The sequence below is a fragment of the Lysobacter yananisis genome (genome assembly GCF_031199375.1).
Classification (GTDB): domain Bacteria; phylum Pseudomonadota; class Gammaproteobacteria; order Xanthomonadales; family Xanthomonadaceae; genus Lysobacter; species Lysobacter yananisis.
Map to the genome: position 1 here is coordinate 2,039,558 of NZ_CP133568.1, position 20,091 is coordinate 2,059,648.

General features: G+C 69.4%; 13 protein-coding genes and 1 pseudogene. 4 read left to right on the forward strand and 10 right to left on the reverse strand.

The window, feature by feature from the left end; genetic code table 11:
• Window positions 1-1,063: 1,063 nt before the first annotated feature.
• The 4 genes from RDV84_RS08610 to RDV84_RS08625 all read right to left on the reverse strand — a co-directional run bounded on the left by RDV84_RS08610 (window position 1,064) and on the right by RDV84_RS08625 (window position 6,506).
• Window positions 1,064-2,863 (reverse strand): DUF885 domain-containing protein, encoded by a 1,800-nt coding sequence (locus RDV84_RS08610; RefSeq protein WP_309153088.1) that lies wholly within the window; start codon window positions 2,861-2,863, stop codon window positions 1,064-1,066.
• Window positions 2,864-2,998: 135 nt separating this feature from the next.
• Complete coding sequence (locus RDV84_RS08615) at window positions 2,999-3,421, reverse strand: cytochrome c oxidase assembly factor Coa1 family protein (protein WP_057949440.1); 423 nt, start codon at window positions 3,419-3,421, stop codon at window positions 2,999-3,001.
• 43 nt (window positions 3,422-3,464) lie between these two features.
• A complete protein-coding gene (locus RDV84_RS08620; RefSeq protein WP_309153705.1) occupies window positions 3,465-5,684 on the reverse strand; it encodes a S9 family peptidase in 2,220 nt (739 codons plus the stop codon).
• Window positions 5,685-5,783: 99 nt separating this feature from the next.
• Window positions 5,784-6,506: a glutathione binding-like protein gene (locus tag RDV84_RS08625; RefSeq protein ID WP_057949438.1), complete on the reverse strand. Its 723-nt coding sequence runs from the start codon at window positions 6,504-6,506 to the stop codon at window positions 5,784-5,786.
• A gap of 241 nt (window positions 6,507-6,747) precedes the next feature.
• Between RDV84_RS08625 and RDV84_RS08630 the strand changes: the two genes are divergently transcribed.
• A complete protein-coding gene (locus tag RDV84_RS08630; RefSeq protein WP_057949437.1) occupies window positions 6,748-7,389 on the forward strand; it encodes a TIGR00645 family protein in 642 nt (213 codons plus the stop codon).
• A gap of 174 nt (window positions 7,390-7,563) precedes the next feature.
• On the opposite strand, the gene RDV84_RS08635 is transcribed toward RDV84_RS08630, so the two are convergent.
• Window positions 7,564-8,574: a M61 family metallopeptidase gene (locus RDV84_RS08635; RefSeq protein WP_309153089.1), complete on the reverse strand. Its 1,011-nt coding sequence runs from the start codon at window positions 8,572-8,574 to the stop codon at window positions 7,564-7,566.
• 83 nt (window positions 8,575-8,657) lie between these two features.
• Here RDV84_RS08635 and uvrD point away from each other — a divergent pair, with 83 nt between their 5' ends.
• Window positions 8,658-10,835, forward strand: coding sequence for a DNA helicase II (gene uvrD / locus RDV84_RS08640; RefSeq protein WP_309153090.1), 2,178 nt, complete (start codon window positions 8,658-8,660; stop codon window positions 10,833-10,835).
• 60 nt (window positions 10,836-10,895) lie between these two features.
• Here the strand turns inward: uvrD and RDV84_RS26065 are convergent.
• Window positions 10,896-11,003, reverse strand: a pseudogene (locus tag RDV84_RS26065) (DUF6053 domain-containing protein); the annotation flags it as partial.
• A 369-nt stretch (window positions 11,004-11,372) separates the two neighbouring features.
• A complete protein-coding gene (locus RDV84_RS08645) occupies window positions 11,373-13,715 on the reverse strand; it encodes a TonB-dependent receptor plug domain-containing protein (RefSeq protein WP_309153091.1) in 2,343 nt (780 codons plus the stop codon).
• Window positions 13,716-13,929: 214 nt separating this feature from the next.
• Here RDV84_RS08645 and RDV84_RS08650 point away from each other — a divergent pair, with 214 nt between their 5' ends.
• The gene (locus RDV84_RS08650) at window positions 13,930-15,180 is read left to right on the forward strand and encodes a phytase (RefSeq protein WP_309153092.1); all 1,251 of its coding nucleotides are present in this window, start codon (window positions 13,930-13,932) and stop codon (window positions 15,178-15,180) included.
• A gap of 102 nt (window positions 15,181-15,282) precedes the next feature.
• On the opposite strand, the gene RDV84_RS08655 is transcribed toward RDV84_RS08650, so the two are convergent.
• The 3 genes from RDV84_RS08655 to RDV84_RS08665 all read right to left on the reverse strand — a co-directional run bounded on the left by RDV84_RS08655 (window position 15,283) and on the right by RDV84_RS08665 (window position 16,970).
• A complete protein-coding gene (locus RDV84_RS08655; RefSeq protein WP_309153093.1) occupies window positions 15,283-15,831 on the reverse strand; it encodes a hypothetical protein in 549 nt (182 codons plus the stop codon).
• Window positions 15,832-16,123: 292 nt separating this feature from the next.
• Window positions 16,124-16,552, reverse strand: coding sequence for a GNAT family N-acetyltransferase (locus tag RDV84_RS08660; protein WP_057949431.1), 429 nt, complete (start codon window positions 16,550-16,552; stop codon window positions 16,124-16,126).
• Between the two features lie 94 nt (window positions 16,553-16,646).
• Window positions 16,647-16,970 carry a DUF2782 domain-containing protein gene (locus RDV84_RS08665; protein ID WP_309153094.1) on the reverse strand — a complete coding sequence of 108 codons (324 nt, stop codon included), beginning with the start codon at window positions 16,968-16,970 and terminating at the stop codon, window positions 16,647-16,649.
• Between the two features lie 126 nt (window positions 16,971-17,096).
• Between RDV84_RS08665 and polA the strand changes: the two genes are divergently transcribed.
• The gene (polA, locus tag RDV84_RS08670) at window positions 17,097-19,880 is read left to right on the forward strand and encodes a DNA polymerase I (protein WP_309153095.1); all 2,784 of its coding nucleotides are present in this window, start codon (window positions 17,097-17,099) and stop codon (window positions 19,878-19,880) included.
• Window positions 19,881-20,091 lie beyond the last annotated feature (211 nt).

The window sequence follows — 20,091 nt, forward strand, 5'->3', positions numbered from 1 at the left end:
GGTTGTTCGTCGTAGTCGCAGTTTCGCGGTCGCGGCTTGCGCCGCTCCTACAAGGGCTTCGGTCGCAGCGTTTCGGCCCAGCACATGCGCACCGGCAGCGTGCAACTCCGTCATTCCGGCGAAAGCCGGAATCCATTTTGCCGTTGCCGTTGCCGTTGCTCGTGCTCGCCCCCGAGCACGATGCAGTCGTTCCGCCGCCCCGGAGGGCGTGCGCATGGATGCGCACGCGCGCCATGGGGCAGGATGCCCCTTATGGCGCGGCCCCGCGCGCCTTTCGAGCCATAGTGGCTCTTGATCCGAAAAAGATAAGGCCTTTTCTTTGGTTACTTTCTTTGTGGCTTCAGACAAAGAAAGTGACCCGGCCGCTTGCGGACGGAAGCCCTTGATGTTCGCTTGTCGTCACCCGTACGCACACGTAAAGACGAACCCCACAGCGGCACGCCCCCTGTAGGAGCGGCGCAAGCCGCGACCGCGCCATCGCGGCGATTACGAAAGTTTCATCGTAGATTCGTTGTCGCGGTCGCGGCTCGCGCCGCTCCTACAGTCGGACACGCGACCCCACGTCCGTCATTCCGGCGAAAGCCGGAACCCATTTTGACGTTGCTGCTGCTCTCACCGTTACCGATGTGTCGCGCGACGACAAGCCACCATCAAATGCTTTCGTCCGCAAGCGGCCGAGCTACTTTCTTTTGTCAGCGCGACAAAAGAAAGTAGCCAAAGAAAAACGCTTGTTTTAAGTCAAAAGCCACTAGGTCCAGCACCCGGCGCGGGGCTGCGCCATAAGGGGCATCCTGCCCCATGGCGCACGCGCGCATCCATGCGCGCGCCCTCCGGGGCTGCAAGGCGTGTGCTTCGCATGGGGTTGCGTCCAAGCTGACAGCAACAGCAACAGCAACAGCAACAGCAACAGCAACAGCAACAGCAGCAAGAAATTGTGGGTTCCGGATTTCGCCGGACCGCGGTGTTGCGGTAAGAGACGCCGCACGGCGCGGCAAACCGGCAAAGAAAAAGGCCGCGGCAATGGCCGCGGCCTTCGTTCATCCCGCGGCCGAAGCCGCGCGCGTCACTTGCCCTTGCGCTGCGGCACGTAGTCCTCCTGCACCGCCTTGGCCAGCAGCGACGGCGGCAGCAGGCCCTGGTCGAGCAGGAAGTTGTTGAAGCCCAGGCGGTCGAACTTGTCGCCCAGCGCCAGCTCGGTCTGCATGCGCAGTTCCAGGATGCGGCTGTAACCGTAGAAGTAGCTGCCGGCCTGGCCCGGCGCGTTGAACATGTAGCGGTCCAGCTCCTGCTTGGTCATCGCTTCGGAAAAACCGACCTGTTCGCCGAGGATCTTGGCCGCGCTGGCGCGGTCGGTCAGGCCGAGGTTGAGCATCGGGTCGAGGATCGCGCGCGCCGCGCGCAGCAGGCGGAACTGCAGCGCGATCAGCTGCCCGTCCAGCGGCTCGTACGGCACCATTTCGGCTTCGGCGTACAGCGCCCAGCCTTCGACGTTGACCGAGTTGAAGGCGAACATCGTGCGCGCCAGCGAGATGCCGCGCTCGACCATCGCGGTGAATTGCAGTTCGTGGCCCGGCCGGCCCTCGTGCGCCGACAGCGTCCACGCCGCCGATTCGTAGTTGAAGTCGTCGTAGTGCAGCGCCTTGCCGCCGGCGCTGGGCACCGCCACCGGCAGCACGAACTGGCCCTGCTGGCCGGTGTTGCCGACCAGCGGCGCCGGCAGGAAGTGCGGCGCCGGCTGCGCCGCCGATTCGGCCTCGCTGCCCAGGCGCATCACCATCGGCCGCTGCGGCACGTCGACGATCTTCTCCTTGCGGATAATCGGGTCGATCGCGTCGATGACCTTGCGGTAGCGGCCTTCGAGCTGGTCGTTGGGGATGGTGTCGGCCTTGAGCGCGCGGATCACCGCGACGTAGTCGTGCGGATCGGCGACCTTCAGGCCCTTGGCCTGGGCCACCAGCGGCGCCAGCTGGCGCATCGCCGCGCGGGTCTCCATGAACTCGACCTGGGCGCGCTGCATCAGCAGCTGCGGATCGACGTCGATGCCGAACTGCTTGAGCTGGAACGCGTACAGCTCCGCCGGCAGGCGCGCGTCGGCGCGCGCCTTCGGCAGCACCTGCTCGCGGGTCCATTGGCCGTATTCGCGCAGCTGCGTTTCCATCGCCGCGAGCGCCTTGTCGGCGCCGGCGATCTTGTACTTGACGAACAGCTTGCGGATGCCGGCGGCGTAGGTCTCGACGTTGGCCAGCGCCTGCTCGACCTCGAGCTTGGTCGGCTGCAACAGCGCCGGATTGCTCAGCCGCTCCTCGTAGCGCTGGCGCGCCAGCGCGGTCAGCGGCTGGCTGCCCGGCGCCTGGCCGACGTAGGCCTGCAGGCGCGCCAACGCCTTGGCCCGGCGCGCCGGCGGGGTCTGGTCGGACAGCAGCGCGTTCATGCCCGAGAACACCGTCTGCGGCGCGTCGAACCACGGCAGCATCAGCTTCTCGTTGAGTTCGCTGCCCCGCACGCTCTGGTCGATCGCGCCGAGCAGGATTTCCAGGTCCTGGCGCACGTTGGGATCGCGCTCGAGTTCGAGCTTCTCCTGCAGCTGCGCGCGCGCCTTGCCCATCGCCGCGCGGTAGCGCTCGGTCACGCCCGGGCGCAGGTCGCTGACCTTGTCGTCGTAGCCGGGGATGCCGAAGAAGGAGAAGCCCTCGGGCGAGAAATCGGCCTGGGCCTTGATCAGGATCTGGGTGTACTCGTTGCTTTGGTTGACCCAGGCCGGAACCGGCTTGGCGGCCTGGGCCGCGGCGGGCGCGGCGCCCGCCGCGGCGGCGAGGGCGGGGGCGCACAGCGCCAGGGCGATAGCGAGAACGAGCGGTTTCATGGCGGCGACCCTTGTCGGAAGTGCGGAAAGGAAAAGCGGCGGCTGACGCGCTGCGTTGGCCAGCATCGGCCGGCGGCCGCGCGCGGCCAAGCGCCGAAGGTCATGCGCGCGGCCCCGGGGCCGGCGCCGCGCGGCTCAGTGGTCGGCGGCGCTGCGCAGGTCGAAGCGCTCGCGCGGCGGGCCGAAGGCTTCGCCCTGCAGGCGCTGGTAATGCCAAGTGCCGCTTTCGAAGCCGCCTTGCACGTCGACGCTGCCTTCGCCGCGCGGGCCGCGCAGGAACACCACGAACGCGGCCCGGCCCTGCTCGCGCTGCTCGACCACGCCCAGCGGGATCCACTTGGTCTGGATCGGCTCGCCCAGGGCCTGGACCATGCCGGCGTCGCCGCGCACCCGCGCCATCGCCTCGCGATAGGGCGCGGTGTCCTTGACCGAAGACATCAACGCGTAGAGCGAGCCCAGGCCGATGGCCAGCGACAGCGCCATCATCACCACGAAGCTCAGCACCAGCATCAACACCCAATGCCGCTGCACCCAGGGTTTGCGGTATTCGGTTTCCATCGCGTCGCGTTCCTTGTCGTCGGTCGGTGGCGGGGCCGGGCGCTCAGCGCTTGAGGCAGCGCTCGAAGAAATCCTCGGTCAGGCGCAGCCGGTGCAGGTTGTCGCGCCCGCGCAGGCCGTGCTTGGCGCCGGGGTAGGTCATCAGCTCGAACGGACGGCCGCGCTGCTGCAGCGCGCTCATCAGCACGGTGGAGTTGGTGAACAGCACGTTGTCGTCGGCCATGCCGTGGATCAGCAGCAGGCGCGAGGTCAGCCCGTCCAGGTGTTCGAGCACGCGGCCTTCGCGGTAGCCGTCGGGGTTGCTCTTGGGCAGGCCCATGTAGCGCTCGGTGTAGTGGCTGTCGTACAGGCCCCAGTCGGTGACCGGCGCGCCGGCGGCGCCGCAGGCGTACTGGTCGCTGGCCTTGGCCAGCATCATCAGGGTCATGTAGCCGCCGTTGGACCAGCCGTAGACGCCGATCTTGGCGCCGTCCACCCACGGCTGCGATTTCAGCCACTTCACCCCTTCGAGCTGGTCGGCGATTTCGACCGTGCCCTGCTTGCGGTACAGCGCGCCGCCGAACGCCGCGCCGCGGCGCGGGGTGCCGCGGTTGTCGAGCGAGAACACCACGAAGCCTTGCTGGGCCAGGTACTGGTTGAAGTCCGGCGCCCAGACGCGCTTGACCGACTGCGCCGCCGGGCCGCCGTACACGTAGACCACCACCGGATAGCGTTTGGCCGGATCGAAGCCGGTCGGCTTGATCAGGCTGTAGTGCAGTTCGGTCTTGCCGTCGGCGGCCTTGAGCGTGCCGAACTCCAGCGGCCGCTGCGCCTTGAGGTAGGGCGCGTAGGGATGCTTGGGATCGCTCAGGTCGTTGGCGATCAGCGCGGCGATGCGGCTGCCGTCGTTGCGCATCAGCTCCAGCTGCGGCGGCGTGGTCGGGTTCGACCAGCTGTCGACGTAGACGCTGGCGTTCTTGGCGAAGCTGGCGGCGTGGATGCCGTCGTCCTTGGACAGGCGCTCGATCGCGCCGCCGGCCAGCGGCACGCGATAGATCTGGGCGTCGGTCGGGCGGTCCTTGCCGGCGGCGAAATACACCTGGCCGGCGGCTTCGTCGACCGCGAGCACGCTGTCCACCGGCCAGTCGCCGGAGGTCAGCGCGATCGCCTTGGCGCCGTCTTCCGACAGCAGGTAGAGATGTTCGTAGCCGCTGCGCTCGCTGTTCCACAGGATGCGGCCGTCGGCGAGGAAGCGCAGGTCGTCGTGCAGCGGCACCCAGGTCTTGCTGGTCTCGGTCTGCAGCGTGCGCTGCTGGCCGCTGGCCAGGTCGGTCTCGATCAGTTCGAGCGTGTGCTGGTCGCGCGACTGGCGCTGGAAGGTCAGGCGTCCGGCGTCGCGCCAGTCGACGCGGGCGAGGTAGATGTCCTGCTCCTTGCCCAGGTCGATCTCGCGCGGCGCGCCGCGGCCGGCGCCGATCGACGCCACCCGCAGCTGCACGCGCACGTTGTGGTCGCCCGCCGCCGGATAGCGCTGCTCGACCACGTCGGTGCGGTCGGGATAGACCTCGTAGCGCTTCTGCACCGGCACCGGCGATTCGTCGATGCGGGCGTAGGCGATGGCCGAATCGTCCGGCGCCCACCAATAGCCGGTGTGGCGGTCCATTTCCTCGTCGGCGACGAACTCGGCGACGCCGTTGCCGATGGTGTCGCTGCCGTCGGCGGTGAGCTGGGTCGCCTTGCCGTCGGCCAGGTCGATCACCCACAGATTGCGGTCGCGCACGAAGCCGACGTAGCCGCCCTTGGGCGAAAGCTTGGGATCGGTGGCGAAGCCTTCGCCGTGGGTGAGCCGGCGCACCGCGGCCTTGCCGGTCTTGGTCAGGTCGTACAGGTACAGCTCGCCGCCGAGCGGGAACAGCAGGCGCTTGCCGTCGGGCGACCACTGGTAATCGACGATGCCCGACAGCGCGGCGATGCGCTGGCGCTCGCGCCGCGCCTTCTCCGCGTCGCTGAGCACTTCCGCGCCGGGCAGCACGTCGTCGGAATCCACCAGCAGCGCGGTCTTGCCGCTGGCGATGTCGTAGGCCCACAGGTCCAGGCGGTTGCGGTCGCGCGGCTTGCCGCGCAGGAAGCTCACCTTGCTGCCGTCCGGCGCCACCTTGGGCTTGAGCAGGCTCGGCCCCGACAGCGGCGCGTCGCCGGTCAGCGCTTCCAGGGTCAGGCGGCCGTCGGCCGGCGCGGCGGCGGGCGGAGCGGCGAGGGCGGGCGTGGCGGCGGTCAGCGACATGGCGAGCAGGCAGGCAGCGAGGCGGCGGGGTGTGTTCATCGAATTGGGCGGTCCGTGGCGAACGCCGCCGGCGCGGGGCCGGCAGCGGGGCGGCTGGCGTTACTGCGGATGGGGCGCCGACGACCCCGGCGTACCGAACAGGTGCTTGCGCATCTCGTCGGTCATGGCCTTGTCGGCGCGGTATACCTTGCCCATTTCGTAGGCGCGCTGGAAGGCCGGGCGTGCGGAAAGCGCGTCGTGCCAGCGCTGCACCGCGGGGTAGCGGGCCAGGTCGACGTGGTGCCAGTCGTGCTCGCGGGCCCAGGGATAGCAGGCGAAATCGGCGATGCTCAGGGCCTCGCCAGCGATGAATTCGCGCCCGGCCAGGCGCTTGTCGAGCACGCCGTACAGGCGTTCGGTCTCGCGCTGGTAGCGGTCGATGGCGTAGGGCACCTTCTCCGGCGCGTAGCGGTTGAAGTGGTGGTTCTGGCCCAGCATCGGGCCGTAGCCGCCGACCTGCCAGAACAGCCATTCATCGACCTCGACCCGGCCGCGCAGGTCGGCGGGCGCGAACAGCCCGGTCTTTTCCGCCAGATACCGCAAGATCGCGCCGGACTCGAACACGCTGATCGGCGCGCCGCCGTCCGCCGGCGCATGGTCGACGATCGCCGGCATGCGGTTGTTGGGCGAAATGGCCAGGAATTCGGGCTTGAACTGGTCGCCGGCGCCGATGTTGACCGGCTCGATGCGATAGGCCTGGGGGCGGCCGGCGTCGGCGGCTTCTTCCAGGAACAGGGTGATCTTGTGGCCGTTCGGGGTGGGCCAGTAGTGCAGGTCGATCATGGGGGACGGACTCCGCTGAGTGGACGGGCGTGCGAAAACCGGGTTTCGCGGCAGCCGGCAGTGTAAGCGCGGCCCCGCGCGAGCGGCCGTTGCGGGCCTGGAAAGGCGCGTGCCAGCGCGCATGCGACGCGTGCCGCGCCTGAATGCGACGGCCGTTGCCATGGCGATGACGCCGTCGCCCGGCTACTCTTGGCCCCCCGCTACGCGGGAACCGCTCCCTTTACTACCGCAATCGATCCGCATGACCGACCCCAAGATCAACCGACTCAATCCCCTGCCGGCCCTGATCTTCAGCTCGCGCTGGCTGCAGCTGCCGCTCTATCTGGGCCTGATCGTGGCCCAGGGCGTGTACGTGTTCCAGTTCGTGCGCGAACTGATCCACCTGATCACCGACGCGGCCAACCTCACCGAGCAGGCGATCATGCTGATCGTGCTCGGCCTGATCGACGTGGTGATGATCTCCAACCTGCTGGTGATGGTGATCGTCGGCGGCTACGAGACCTTCGTCTCGCGCCTGCGCCTGGAAGGCCATCCCGACCAGCCCGAGTGGCTGAGCCACGTCAACGCCAGCGTGCTCAAGGTCAAGCTGGCGATGGCGATCATCGGCATCTCCTCGATCCACCTGCTGAAGACCTTCATCGGCGCCGGCAGCCTCGGGCTGCCGCTGTGCGGCACGCCGGAGGCCTACGAGATGGCGCGCGCGGTCGCGGCGATGACCGCCAACGGCACCCTCGACAAGGCGATGCGCTGCACCGACATCACCGAGCAAGGGGTGATGTGGCAGGCGCTGATCCACCTGTTGTTCATCGTGTCGGCGGTCGGCATCGCCTGGACCGACAAGCTGATGAGCGCCGGGATCAAGGCGGCCAAGAACGGGCATTGAGGCCGGGCCTGCGTCGCGGGCCGGCGTCGCCGGTTCGCGATGCGGCTTTCGTCGCGGGCGCGGTGTCGCGGTCGCGGCTCGCGCCGCTCCTGCAGGGGCGGCGTCCGGTTTCGTCCCAGACTGTAGGAGCGGCGCAAGCCGCGACCGCGCCACCGCGACAACGACGAACCCCGCCTATTCGCCGTCGCTATCGGCCGAAGCGCGCAGCGCCACCGCCGCCCGCGGCCCCATGATCGCCGCGCGCAAGCGCACCGCCGCGGCCTCCTGCGAAAACCGCAGCGCCTCGCCCTCGATTTCGATCCCCAGCGCCGCATAGTCGGCCTGCAGCGACGGAAACCCGGTCATCGCCGCATGCCGCGCGTACACGCGCGCCAGCGTCCCGCCGCCGCCGGCGCGGTCGAGCGCGGCGATGAAGGCTTGCGGCGCGCTGCGGCTGTCCTCGCGCAGGCAACAGCGCGAGTACGCCGCCAGCACTTCGTCCAGACTGCGTCCGCGTTCGCGCCGCAGGCTCAGGTCCGCGTCCAGCCAGAACGCCGCGCCGGCCCAGTAGATGCGCATGGTGCTGGCGCGGCTCCAGCCGATTTCGTCCATGCGCGCATCGCCGCCGGCCGCGCGGCCGCGGCGGAAGCCCGCGTCCAGGCGCCGCCAGGCCTCCTCGCCGTCGAGCAGGCCGGCGCGCGCGCGCAGCACGTTCTGGTAGTAGCTCGCCAGGCCTTCGGCGAGCCAGCGGCCGTCGCTGCCGAGGAAGGGATGGAACAGGTGCGCCAGTTCGTGCACCGCGGTCCAGTCCGCGCGCAGCTCGTCGCCGCTGGCGTCCTCGCGTACGTACAGCAGCACCGACACGCCGTCCTCGCGCTGGGTCTGGCCCCACGGCACCGGGCTGGGATCGCGGCCGCGGCGCGGCACCAGGCGGATGCGCACCGTCGCCTCGCGCAGCGGGAAGGCGTCGAACGCGGTCAGCTGGGCGCGCGCGCATTCGGCCAGCCATCGCTGCAGTTCTTCGGCGCGCGCGCGGCTGGGCGGGTTTTCGACGATCACCCGCAGGCGACGCTCGCCCACGCGCAGCACGCGTTCGCTCGGCGCGGCGGCGGCCTGCGTTGCGACTGGTTGCGCACGTGCGGGCGTGGGCGCCAGCGCTGCGGCCGCCAGCGCGAGCAACGCCGCGGCGGCGAGCGACCGGTTCATCGACATGTTCATCCGCGCACGCCGGCGCATCGCCACCTCGCCGCGCGGGAGGGTTCCCGCGCCCGGACCGCTACAATAGCCGCATGGACGTATCGCATCTGCTCGACGCTCTCAACCCGGCCCAGCGCGAAGCCGTTTCGGCGCCGCCGGGGCATTATCTGGTCCTCGCCGGCGCCGGCAGCGGCAAGACCCGCGTGCTGACCCACCGCATCGCCTGGCTCAACGAGGTGATCGGGGTGCCGACCCACGGCATCCTCGCGGTGACCTTTACGAACAAAGCCGCCGGAGAGATGCGCGCGCGCGTCGACGCGCAGCTGGCGCGCGGCGCGCGCGGCATGTGGATCGGCACCTTCCACGGCCTGGCCCACCGCCTGCTGCGCCTGCACTGGCAGGAGGCCAAGCTGCCCGAAGGCTTCCAGGTGCTCGACAGCGACGACCAGCTGCGCCTGGTCAAGCGCGTGGTGCAGGCGCTGGAGCTCGACGACACCCGCTTCCCGCCGCGCCAGATCGCCTGGTGGATCAACGCGCAGAAGGACGAAGGCCGGCGCCCGCGCAACATCCAGCCCGGCGGCGACGAGTGGCAGGAAGCGATGCTGCGCTGCTACGAGGCCTACCAGGAGCGTTGCGAGCGCGCCGGTCTGGTCGACTTCGCCGAACTGCTGCTGCGCGCGCACGAGCTGCTGCGCGACAACGCCGCGCTGCTGGCGCATTACCGGACGCGCTTCCGCGAGATTCTGGTCGACGAGTTCCAGGACACCAACGCGATCCAGTACGCCTTCGTGCGCGTGCTCGCCGGCGATTCCGGCCACGTGTTCGTGGTCGGCGACGACGACCAGGCCATCTACGGCTGGCGCGGGGCCAAGGTCGAGAACGTGCAGCGTTTCCTGCGCGATTTCCCCGGCGCCCAGACCATCCGCCTGGAGCAGAACTACCGCTCCAGCGCGAACATCCTCGACGCGGCCAACGCGGTCATCGCCCACAACCCCGACCGCCTCGGCAAGAAGCTGTGGACCGACACCGGCCACGGCGAGGCGATCGACCTGTACGCGGCCTACAACGAGATGGACGAGGCGCGCTTCGTGGTCGAGCGCATGCGCCAGTGGGTGCGCGACGGCGGCAGCTACGGCGACGTGGCCGTGCTCTACCGCAGCAACGCCCAGTCGCGCGCGTTCGAAGAGGCGCTGCTGTCGGAGCAGGTGCCTTACCGCGTCTACGGCGGCCAGCGCTTCTTCGAGCGCGCCGAAATCAAGGACACCCTGGCGTACCTGCGCCTGATCGCCAACCGCGCCGATGACGCCGCGTTCGAGCGCGCGGTCAACACGCCGACCCGCGGCATCGGCGAGCGCACCCTCGACGAGGTGCGCAAGCGCGCTCGCGGCGACGCGGTGGCGCTGTGGGAGGCCGCGCGCCGGGTCGCCGGCGAGAACGTGCTGGCGGCGCGCGCGCGCAACGCGCTGGCCGGCTTCGCGCTGATGATCGACACCCTGGAAAGCGACGTCGCGCAGATGCCGCTGCCGGAGAAGATCGACCACGTGCTGCAGCGCTCGGGCCTGCGCGAACACTACGCCAACGAATCGCGCGGCCAGCTCGATTCGCGTACCGACAACCTCGACGAACTGGTCTCGGTGGCCTCGCGCTTCGCCCGCAGCGACGAGGACGAGAACGCCGAAATGCCCGAGCTGATCGCGTTCCTCAGCTACGCCGCGCTGGAGGCTGGCGAGGGCCAGGCCCAGGCCGGCGAGGACGGCGTGCAGCTGATGACTTTGCACAGCGCCAAGGGCCTGGAGTTCCCGCTGGTGTTCCTCGGCGGGCTGGAAGAGGGCTTGTTCCCGAGCGGTCGTTCGACCGAGGAATCCGGGCGCCTGGAAGAAGAGCGGCGGCTGGCCTACGTCGGCATCACCCGCGCGCGCGACAAACTGGTGCTGAGCTACGCCGAGACCCGGCGCATCCACGGCGCGGACATGTACGGCGTGCCCTCGCGCTTCCTGCGCGAGATTCCCGCGCCGCTGCTCAACGAAGTGCGGCCGAAGGTGCAGGTCTCGCGGCCGATGTACCGCGCCGCGCCGCGCCGCGACATGGGCCACGCGCGCATCGACGAATCGCCGATCAAGCTCGGCGCCCAGGTGCGTCACGGCACCTTCGGTGTCGGCACCGTCACCGACTACGAAGGCGACGGTGCGCATGCGCGGGTGCAGGTCAACTTCGACGACGTCGGCAGCAAATGGCTGGTGCTGGCGTACGCGAACCTGCAGCCCGCCTGAGGCCTCGGTTCGCACCCGAGGCTTCGGCTTGCATCTGCACCTAAGGCCTCGGCCTGCAGTGGGAGGGCCTTCAGGCCCGATGCTTTTCGATCCAACGAAGCCGATCTCTCCGGCAATCTGAGCGAACAGCGTCGGGGCTGAAGCCCCTCCCACAACAGTCCGCCGCATGCGGGAGTTCCCCGCTCTTGTGGGAGGGCCTTCAGGCCCGATGCTTTTCTATCCGACGAAGCCGATCTCTCCGGCGACCTGAGCGAACAGCGTCGGGGCTGAAGCCCCTCCCACAACAGCGCGCCGCATGCGGGAGCTCCCTGCTCTTGTGGGAGGGCCTTCAGGCCCGATGCTTTTCTATCCGACGAAGTCGATCTCTTCGGCGACCTGAGCGAACAGCATCGGGGCTGAAGCCCCTCCCACAACAGTGCGCCGCATGCGGGAGTTTCCCGCTGTTGTGGGAGGGCCTTCAGGCCCGACGCTCTCCGATCCGACGCAGCCGATCTCCAGCGGCCCGAGCCAAGCGCACCGGCGCCGAAGCCATAACCGCTAGAACGCGTACCGCACCGTCAACTGGTACACCGGCCCCGCCTTCTCGCTCTCGCGCTCGTACTCGCCGTAATCGCGCCCGAGCTGATCGCCGAAGGTGTCGAACTTATGGAACGCCTCGTCCTTCGACGCGTCCAGCAGGTTCGAGCCGGTCAGCCGCACCGCGATCCGCGAACCGAAGCGCTTCTCCACGAATGCCTCCAGGTCGGCGCCGTAGTCGGTCGAGACTTCCTCGCCGAGCACGCGCGAATACGCGCCGCCCTGGCGCCGGTAGCTGGCGCCGAACGACACGCCCCACTCGGGCAAATCCTGGATGAAGCCGACGTTGAGCACGAAGCGCGGCTGGTTGTTGAAGCGGCGCTTGCCGAATCCGTCCTCGACTTCGCTGTCGAGCCAGGAGTAATTGAGGAACACGCCGGTGTGCTCCAGCCCCAGCGCGGTCAGCGGCGTCGACAGGTCGAACTCCGCGCCCCACGCGCGCCCGTCGCCGACGTTGGCGGCGGTGAACACGAAGCTGTCCGGATCCAACGCCGGATACCCCGGCGCGCCCGGGCCGGCGCCGGGGTGTTCGTCGAGGAACGCCTCGACCGCTTCCTCGTGGTCCTCCAGCGCCTTGGCGCTGGGACGGCCGGTGCCGGTCACTTCGATCAGGTCGCGCACCTTGCGGTAGAACAGGTTGAAGCCGACCACGCCGCGCTGGCCGAGCCGGCGTTCGTAGCCCAAGTCCAGGCCCCACGCGGTTTCCGGCCGCAACTGCGGATTGCCGACGAAGTCGTTGTCGCCGTATTCCTCTTCCAGCGTCAGCGGCAGCAGCTTGTCGAAATCCGGGCGGCGCAGGGTGCGCGCGAGCGAGGCGCTGATGCGGTCCTGTCCGGTCAGGTCGAAACGCAGGTGCGCCGAAGGCAGCAGCAGACTGTAGTCCTTGTCCTGGCGCTGTAGCGGCGCGCCTTCTTCACTGCGCAGGTCGATCCGCGCGCGGGTGGTCTCGTAGCGCAGGCCGGCTTCCCAATCCAGCCGGTCGCGCTTGCCCGACAGCATCGCGTACGGGTCGGCGCGGCGTTCCTGGATGCGGCTGCGCTGATGGTCGAACTCGGCGTACGGCGGCAGCGGCTGGCCTTCCTTCTTCGCTTTCACCTCGCTGGTGCGCAGCGAGCTGTCGCGGCGCTTGTCTACCCCGTCGACGCCGAACTCCCACCTGGCCACGCCGAACTCGCGCTTGTGCGCGAGCTTGAGGCTGAGTTCGCGGTCGCGCGCATCGGTGAGGATGCGCGTGCCTTCGAGGCCGTCGAACGACGGCGGCGAATCTTGGTTGTCGTAGCCGGTTTCCTGCTCGGTGTCGAAGCGGTCGTCGTCGAAGCGGGCGTAGCCCAGGTCGATCTCGCTGCGGCCGCCGGCCATGTCGAAGGCGTAGGACGCGCCGAGCACGAGATTCTTCTGGTCGATGTCGACCTTCTGGTCGTTGACCGACAGCAGGCGGTCGCGCGAACGGCTGGAGGGATGGTCGTACTCGCGCGAATGCTCGGTTTCGCTGCGGTCGGTGCGCACGTAGAAACCGTCCAGGCTCAGCCGGCCGCTGCCGATCTCGCGCACATAGGACAGGTTGCCGGAGGTGTCGGTGCCGTCGCGCACGTCGCTCTGGTCTTCGCGGTCGACGAAGTCGCCGCTCAAGGATTCGAAGCGGTCGCTGCGCTTGCGCTTGGGGTTGTGCCGGCCCTGCACGTTGATGCCGCCGAGCACGCGCCCGCCGGCGAATTCGCCGCTGCCGACCGCGCCGAGCACCGGCTTGGTCTTGCCGTCGTCGAAATGCATGGCGCCGGCGCGCAGATAGCCGCCGTCGAATTCGTAGGCGTCGCGAAGGACGATGTTGAGCGCGCCGGCGACCGCGTCGCCGGAGCGGTTGGCGCTGGGGCTGCGCACGATCTCGATGCGCTCGACCAGTTCGGCCGGGATGCGGTCGACGTAGAACGAACGGTCGCCGCCGGCGCCGGGCACCTTCTTGCCGTTGATCAGGATCTGGGTGTAGCCCGGGTCCAGGCCGCGCAGGCGCGCGCCGTCGTATTCGAGCACGTCGGAGACGAAGCCGACGCTGGGCACGCGCTTGAGCATGTCGCCGACGGTCAGCGGCTCGAAGCGCTGGAAGTAGTCCAGGCCGTAGCTCAGCGTCGGCGCGGTGGCGTCGCTGCGGTCGCGATAGGCGATGTCGCCGGTGACGGTGACGCGGTCGAGTTCGGTCGCGCGGCGTTCGTTGCCGGGCTCGACTTCGGCGGCGACGGCGGGCGCGCCGCAGGCGGCCAGCAGCGCGGCGCACAGCGCATGGCGGCGACGGAACGGGATGGACTGCATGCTGCGCATCGAAAGCTCGCCGGGCGAAAGTTGGCGAGCGTTGTAAGTCCGGGCGATGGCAGGACGATGACCGCGCGGGCGCGCAAGCGACGAACGGGCGCTGCCGTCGCCGCTGCGGCTGCGTTCGCCGCGCTTGTCATCAAAGCGGCACGTGACGGTTCTATAACAGCGGCAGGGGATCGTTTACGTCGTCCAAGCCATCCGGGTGTCGCGCATGCCGAAATTTTCCGTCCTCGCCGCCGGCCTCGCGGCGGCCGCGACCGTGGCCGCGCTGGTCAGTTGCGCCACGCCCCGGGCCGCGGGCGACGCCGCCGATGCGGCGCCGGCGATCGCCACGGACGCGCGGCCCGGCGACAACGAACCCGACCGGCGCGCGGCCGAGGCCGACGACCCGTTGCTGGCTCGATCCGGCATCGATCATCACGTGGTCGCCGAAGCGTTCCTGACCGCGTCCACGCCCGAGGACAACATCGATTCGCCGGCGGTCTGGCGCGCGCCCAACGGCCGTCTGTGGCTGTTGGCCACGGCCAAGCAAGGCGACGGTCTGGCGATCTACGACGGCGACAACGGCGAACGCGTCGGCCAGTACGGCCGCGGCGGCGCCGCGCCGGGCCAGTTCCGCCGGCCCAACGGCATCGCCGTGTTCGGCGACCTGGCCTTCGTGGTCGAGCGCGACAACCATCGCGTGCAGGTGCTGCAGCTGTCGCTGCCGCCGGCGCGCAGCGCGCAGCCGGGCGTGGCCGACAAGCGCACGCCGCAGCTGCGTCCGCTGGCCACCTTCGGCGAGGGCGCACTCCAGCAGCCGTACGGCCTGTGGGTGCGGCAGCGCGCGCCGGGCACGCTCGAAGCCATCGTCACCGACGCCTACATGGCCGGCGAGGACGGCAACGGCGATGCGATCGCGCCGCCGCTGGAACGGCTGGACCGACGCCTGCAGCGCTACGAACTCGCGCTCGGCGCCGGCGCGCCGCGGGTGCGCCACCTCGGCGCGTTCGGCGACACCAGCGCCGAAGGCGCGATCCGCGTCCCCGAATCGGTGTGGGGCGATCCCGCCCACGACCGCCTGCTGATCGCCGAGGAAGACCTCGCCACCGGCACCGCGTTGCGCGAATACGGCCTCGACGGGCGCTACCGCGGCCGCACCATCGGCCAGGGCCTGTTCAAGGCCCAGGCCGAAGGCATCGCCCTGTGGCAATGCGCCGACGGCAGCGGCTACTGGATCGCCACCGACCAGTACAAGGACCGCAGCCTGTTCCACGTGTTCGACCGCGCCAGCCTGCGCCACCTGGGCGCCTTCGCCGGCCGCAGCGTCGGCAACACCGACGGCGTGTGGCTGCAGCAGACCGGCTCGGTGCGCTTCCCCGACGGCGCGTTCTACGCCGTGCACGACGATCAGGCGGTGGGCGCGTTCGACTGGCGCGACATCGCGCGGACGCTGGGCCTGCGCGCGCGCTGCGAAGGCTGAGGAGCGAGGAGCGAGGAGTGAGCGGAGAGGAGTGAGGAGTGAGCAACAGCGGAGCAACCGCTTTTTCTCACTCCTCACTCCTCTCCGCTCACTCCTCCGCTTTCACCCGCCCGCGGCCTCGTTGAACTTGAACGACTTCAGGATCAGGTCGAAGCCGGGCTTGGCCTGGGCCAGGTCTTCATCGGCGCTCTGGGTGACCAGGAACGCGCTGCGGCGCGCGCCGGTGATCTTGTGGTACTCGCGCAGGTGCGGGACTTTCACCCCGCCCAGGCTCACCGTGTAGTGCTCGCGGATGGTGCCGTCGGCGAAGGCCGACAGATCGAAGCGGCTCTGCCGCTCCAGCGCGCCGGGCATCTGCTTGTCGGCTTCGGCCGAGAAGCTGCGGGCGAACTCTTCCAGCTCGCGATTGCGGTCGGACTGGACCATGGCGATGAACACCGCCGAGCCCGGGCTTTCCACGGTGAGGTAATGCACGCCGCCCAGGCGCTGATCGTCGGCGAGCTTCCAGTTGCCCGGAATCTGCACCTGCACGCCGAGGCGGTCGTAAGCCTTGGGCTGGGCGACGTTGGCCGCCGGTTCGCCGCAGGCGGCGAGCAGCGCGAGCAACGCCAGGACCAAACCGCGAACGCAGACAGCGCGCAAACCGGACATGCGTGGCATCGACTCCGTCCCTGCTGTAGTCGCCCCCTGTGGGCAAGGGCCACCCTAGCAGGCCCGCCGCCAGAACGCGCGTGCCGGACGGCCTCGATCGGCAAAGACGTGCGACCGCGGCGGCGCGGCAACGCGACGCGACACGACACGACGCGATCAGTGCGGGGCTGCGGTCGTCGCGGGCATGACGATAGGTGGGTTCGTCGCTGCTGGCTCTGCCGCGAATTTCCCAGGCCGTCATCCGCGCGAACGCCGGGATCCACGGCCTTCGGCATCGCCCGGCTCGCCAACCTCAATCCAGCTTGACCCCGAAGTGGAACGCCTCGATCCGCAGCCGCTCGCGCAGATAGAACGCGTGCGCGTCCTGCCGCTGCGTGCCCGAATCCAGTTGCAGCCGCGCGCAGCCCAGGCGCTTGGCCTCGGCCTTGAGCCAATCCAGCATCGTCTTGCCGTAGCCGCGGCTGCGCACGGTCTGGTCGACGATCAGGTCGTCCACGTACACGTGCAGCCCGACCGCGAGCATCTCCATGACCCGCCAGCAGGCGAACGCGCGCGGCGCGCCGTCGTCGTCGAAGACCACGGTGGCGCGGCAACCCTGGGCGATCTGGCGGTGCATCTGGGCGACGAAGCGGTCTTCGTCGAACTCGGGGCGCAGTTGCGCGACCAGGGGCCAGACCGCGCGCAGTTCGGTGTCGCCGGTGAGGGTGCGGATCGTGGTCATGGGGGCAGGAGTGAGCGGAGAGGAGTGAGGAGTGAGCGAAAGCGGCTTCCGCTCACTCCTCACTTCTCCGCGCTCGCTTCTCGCTCCACCCGCCTCACCAGCTGAACAACCTGAAGTACACCGGCGACACCGTGCCTTCGCCCTTGCTCGCGTCGAGCCGGCCGTCGCCGTTCTCGTCGACCAGGTAATAGGTCGGGCCGCGCGCGGGCACCACCTTGACCACGCGCAGTTGGCCGGCGACGCGGTACTCCTCGATGGTGTCGCCGTTCTCGACCGTGCGCGTGCGCACTTCGGCGTTGCTGAGTCCGGCGGTGGGGTCGGCGGCGTTGGCGGCGCCGCCGGTGCTGGCGCAACCGGCCAGGGCCAGCGCCAGCAGCGCGGCGGCGAAGGCGGCTCGGGGGGCGTGGGGGGCGCGCATGGCGGTTCTCCGGGGTGCAGGCTCACAGGATACGCCGCGCGGCCGTTAAGCGTGCGCATCCGTGCCCGCGTCCGCGCCGGCGCCCGCGTCCTCGCCGGCGAGACGCCAGGGCGTAGAATCCCCGCCATGAAACGACTCGTCCTGATCGATGGTTCCAGCTACCTCTACCGCGCCTTCCACGCGCTGCCGCCGCTGAGCAACGACGCCGGCGAGCCCACCGGCGCGCTGTTCGGCGTGGTCAACATGCTGCGCGCGACCTTGAACGAACGGCCGGACTACGTGGCCTTCGTGGTCGACGCGCCCGGCAAGACCTTCCGCGACGATCTCGACCCGAACTACAAGGCCAATCGCCCGCCGATGCCCGACGACCTGCGCGCGCAGGTGCTGCCGATGTGCGAGATCGTCGAGGCGCTGGGCATCCCGATCCTGCGCATCGACGGCGTCGAGGCGGACGATGTGATCGGCACCCTGGCCCGGCGCGCCAACGCCGAGAACATCGACGTCACCATTTCCACCGGCGACAAGGACTTCGCCCAGTTGGTGCGCGCCGCCGAGCCGGACCGCGCCGGCATCGTCCTGGTCAACACCATGAGCGGCAGCCGCATGGATTCGGACGAGGCGGTGATCGCCAAGTTCGGCGTGCGCGCCGATCAGGTGATCGACCTGCTGTCGCTGATGGGCGACAGCGTCGACAACATCCCCGGCGTGGAGAAGTGCGGCCCCAAGACCGCGGCCAAGTGGCTCGGCGAGTACGGCACGCTCGACGGGGTGATCGAACATGCTTCGGCGATCAAGGGCAAGATCGGCGACAACCTGCGCGCGGCGCTGCCGCGGTTGCCGCTGAACCGCCAGCTGGCGACGATCAAGACCGACGTCGAACTCGAACGCGGCCCGGCCGAACTGGCGTTGCGCGAGCGCGACGCCGACGCGCTGCGCGGCCTGTACGCGCGTTACGGCTTCAAGCAGGCGCTGCGCGAGCTGGAAGGCGCGTCCACCGCCAACGACATCGCCAGCGACCGCGCCGGCCTGCGCGCCACCGCCGCCGGCCACGCCCGCAGCGGCGGCGCGGCCGAAGCGCCCGCCCCGGAGCTGGCGGCCAAGGGCGACTACGAGGCGGTGACGACCCAGCCGCAGCTCGACGCGTTGGTCGCGTCGCTGCAGGCGGTCGAAGAATTCGCCTTCGACAGCGAAACCGATTCGCTCGACCCGATGCAGGCCAACCTGGTCGGCCTGAGCTTCGCCAGCGAAACCGGGCGCGCGGTCTATATCCCGCTCGGCCACGATTATCCCGGCGCGCCGGCCCAGCTCGACCGCGAGGCGGTGCTCGCGGCGCTGCGCCCGGTGTTCGCCGATCCGGCCCGGCGCAAGCTCGGCCAGCACGGCAAGTACGACCTGCACGTGCTGCGCCGCTGCGGCGTCGAGATCGCCGGCTACGCCGACGACACCATGCTCGAGAGCTTCGTCTACAACGCCACCGCCAGCCGCCACGACATGGATTCGCTGGCCAAGCGCTACCTGGGCTACGACACGATCAAGTACAGCGACGTGGCCGGCAAGGGCGCCAAGCAGATTTCGTTCTCGCAGGTCGCCATCGACGATGCGACCAAGTACGCCGCCGAAGACGCCGACGTGACCTTGCGCCTGCACCGCGTGCTCGGCGCGCGGCTGGCGGCCGAGCCGGCGCTGGAGAAGGTCTACCGCGAGATCGAAATGCCGCTGGTGCCGGTGTTGGCGCGGGTCGAGGCCAACGGCGTGATGATCGACGGCGACGAGCTGCGCAAGCAGTCGCAGGAGCTCGGCAAGCGCATGCTCGACGCGCAGCTCAAGGCGACCGAACTGGCCGGGCGCACCTTCAACCTGGATTCGCCCAAGCAGCTGCAGGCGCTGCTGTTCGACGAACTCAAGCTGCCGGTGTTGGTGAAGACGCCGACCGGCCAGCCCAGCACGAACGAGGAAGCGCTGGAGGCGATCGCCGACCAGCACGAACTGCCGCGGGTGATCCTCGACTACCGCGGCCTGGCCAAGCTGCGCAGCACCTACACCGACAAGCTGCCGGAGATGGTCAACCCGCATACCGGCCGCGTGCACACCAGCTACCACCAGGCCGGCGCGGCCACCGGGCGGCTGGCGTCGAGCGATCCGAACCTGCAGAACATCCCGATCCGCACCGACGACGGCCGCCGCATCCGCCGCGCCTTCGTCGCGCCGCCGGGGCGCAAGCTGGTGGCTTGCGACTACTCGCAGATCGAGCTGCGGATCATGGCCCATCTGTCGCAGGACGAAGGCCTGGTGCGCGCGTTCGAGTCCGGCGCCGACGTGCACCGCGCCACCGCCGCGGAAGTGTTCGGCAAGAAGTCGCTCGACGAAGTCAGCGGCAACGAGCGCCGCGCCGCCAAGGCGATCAACTTCGGCCTGATGTACGGCATGAGCGCGTTCGGCCTGGCGCGCCAGCTCGGCATCGGCCGCGGCGAGGCGCAGGACTACATCGCCCTGTACTTCAGCCGCTATCCGGGCGTGCGCGACTTCATGGAGCGCACCCGCCAGGACGCGCGCGACAAGGGCTATGTCGAGACCGTGTTCGGCCGCCGCCTGTACCTGGAGAACATCAAGGCCTCCAACCAGGGCCTGCGCGCCGGCGCCGAGCGCGCGGCGATCAACGCGCCGATGCAGGGCACCGCGGCCGACATCATCAAGCGGGCGATGATCGACATCGACGGTTGGCTGGCCGGACACCGCGAGCGCGCGCTGATGATCCTGCAGGTGCACGACGAACTGGTGTTCGAGGTCGAAGACAGCTTCGTCGAGGAACTGTTGGCGCAGGCCTCACGCCGGATGGCGGGCGCCGCCACGCTGCGCGTGCCGCTCGTCGTCGACAGCGGGGTGGGTATTAATTGGGACGAAGCGCATTGATTATCTGGAAGCCCTTGATTTTGCTGGGCTTGGTTTAATGAATCGGTCCTGAATCCAACAATTTATTAACTCCCATCTTCACGAACTATCCATGTGCCGGATGGTCATATAGGTCGCGACAGATGCAACGTCTGTCGCCGATCTCTCCCTCCCCTGGAGTGATCCCCCGGAGCGAACGACCCCTCCCCAGGTCTCGCTCCACCAGCCCCGC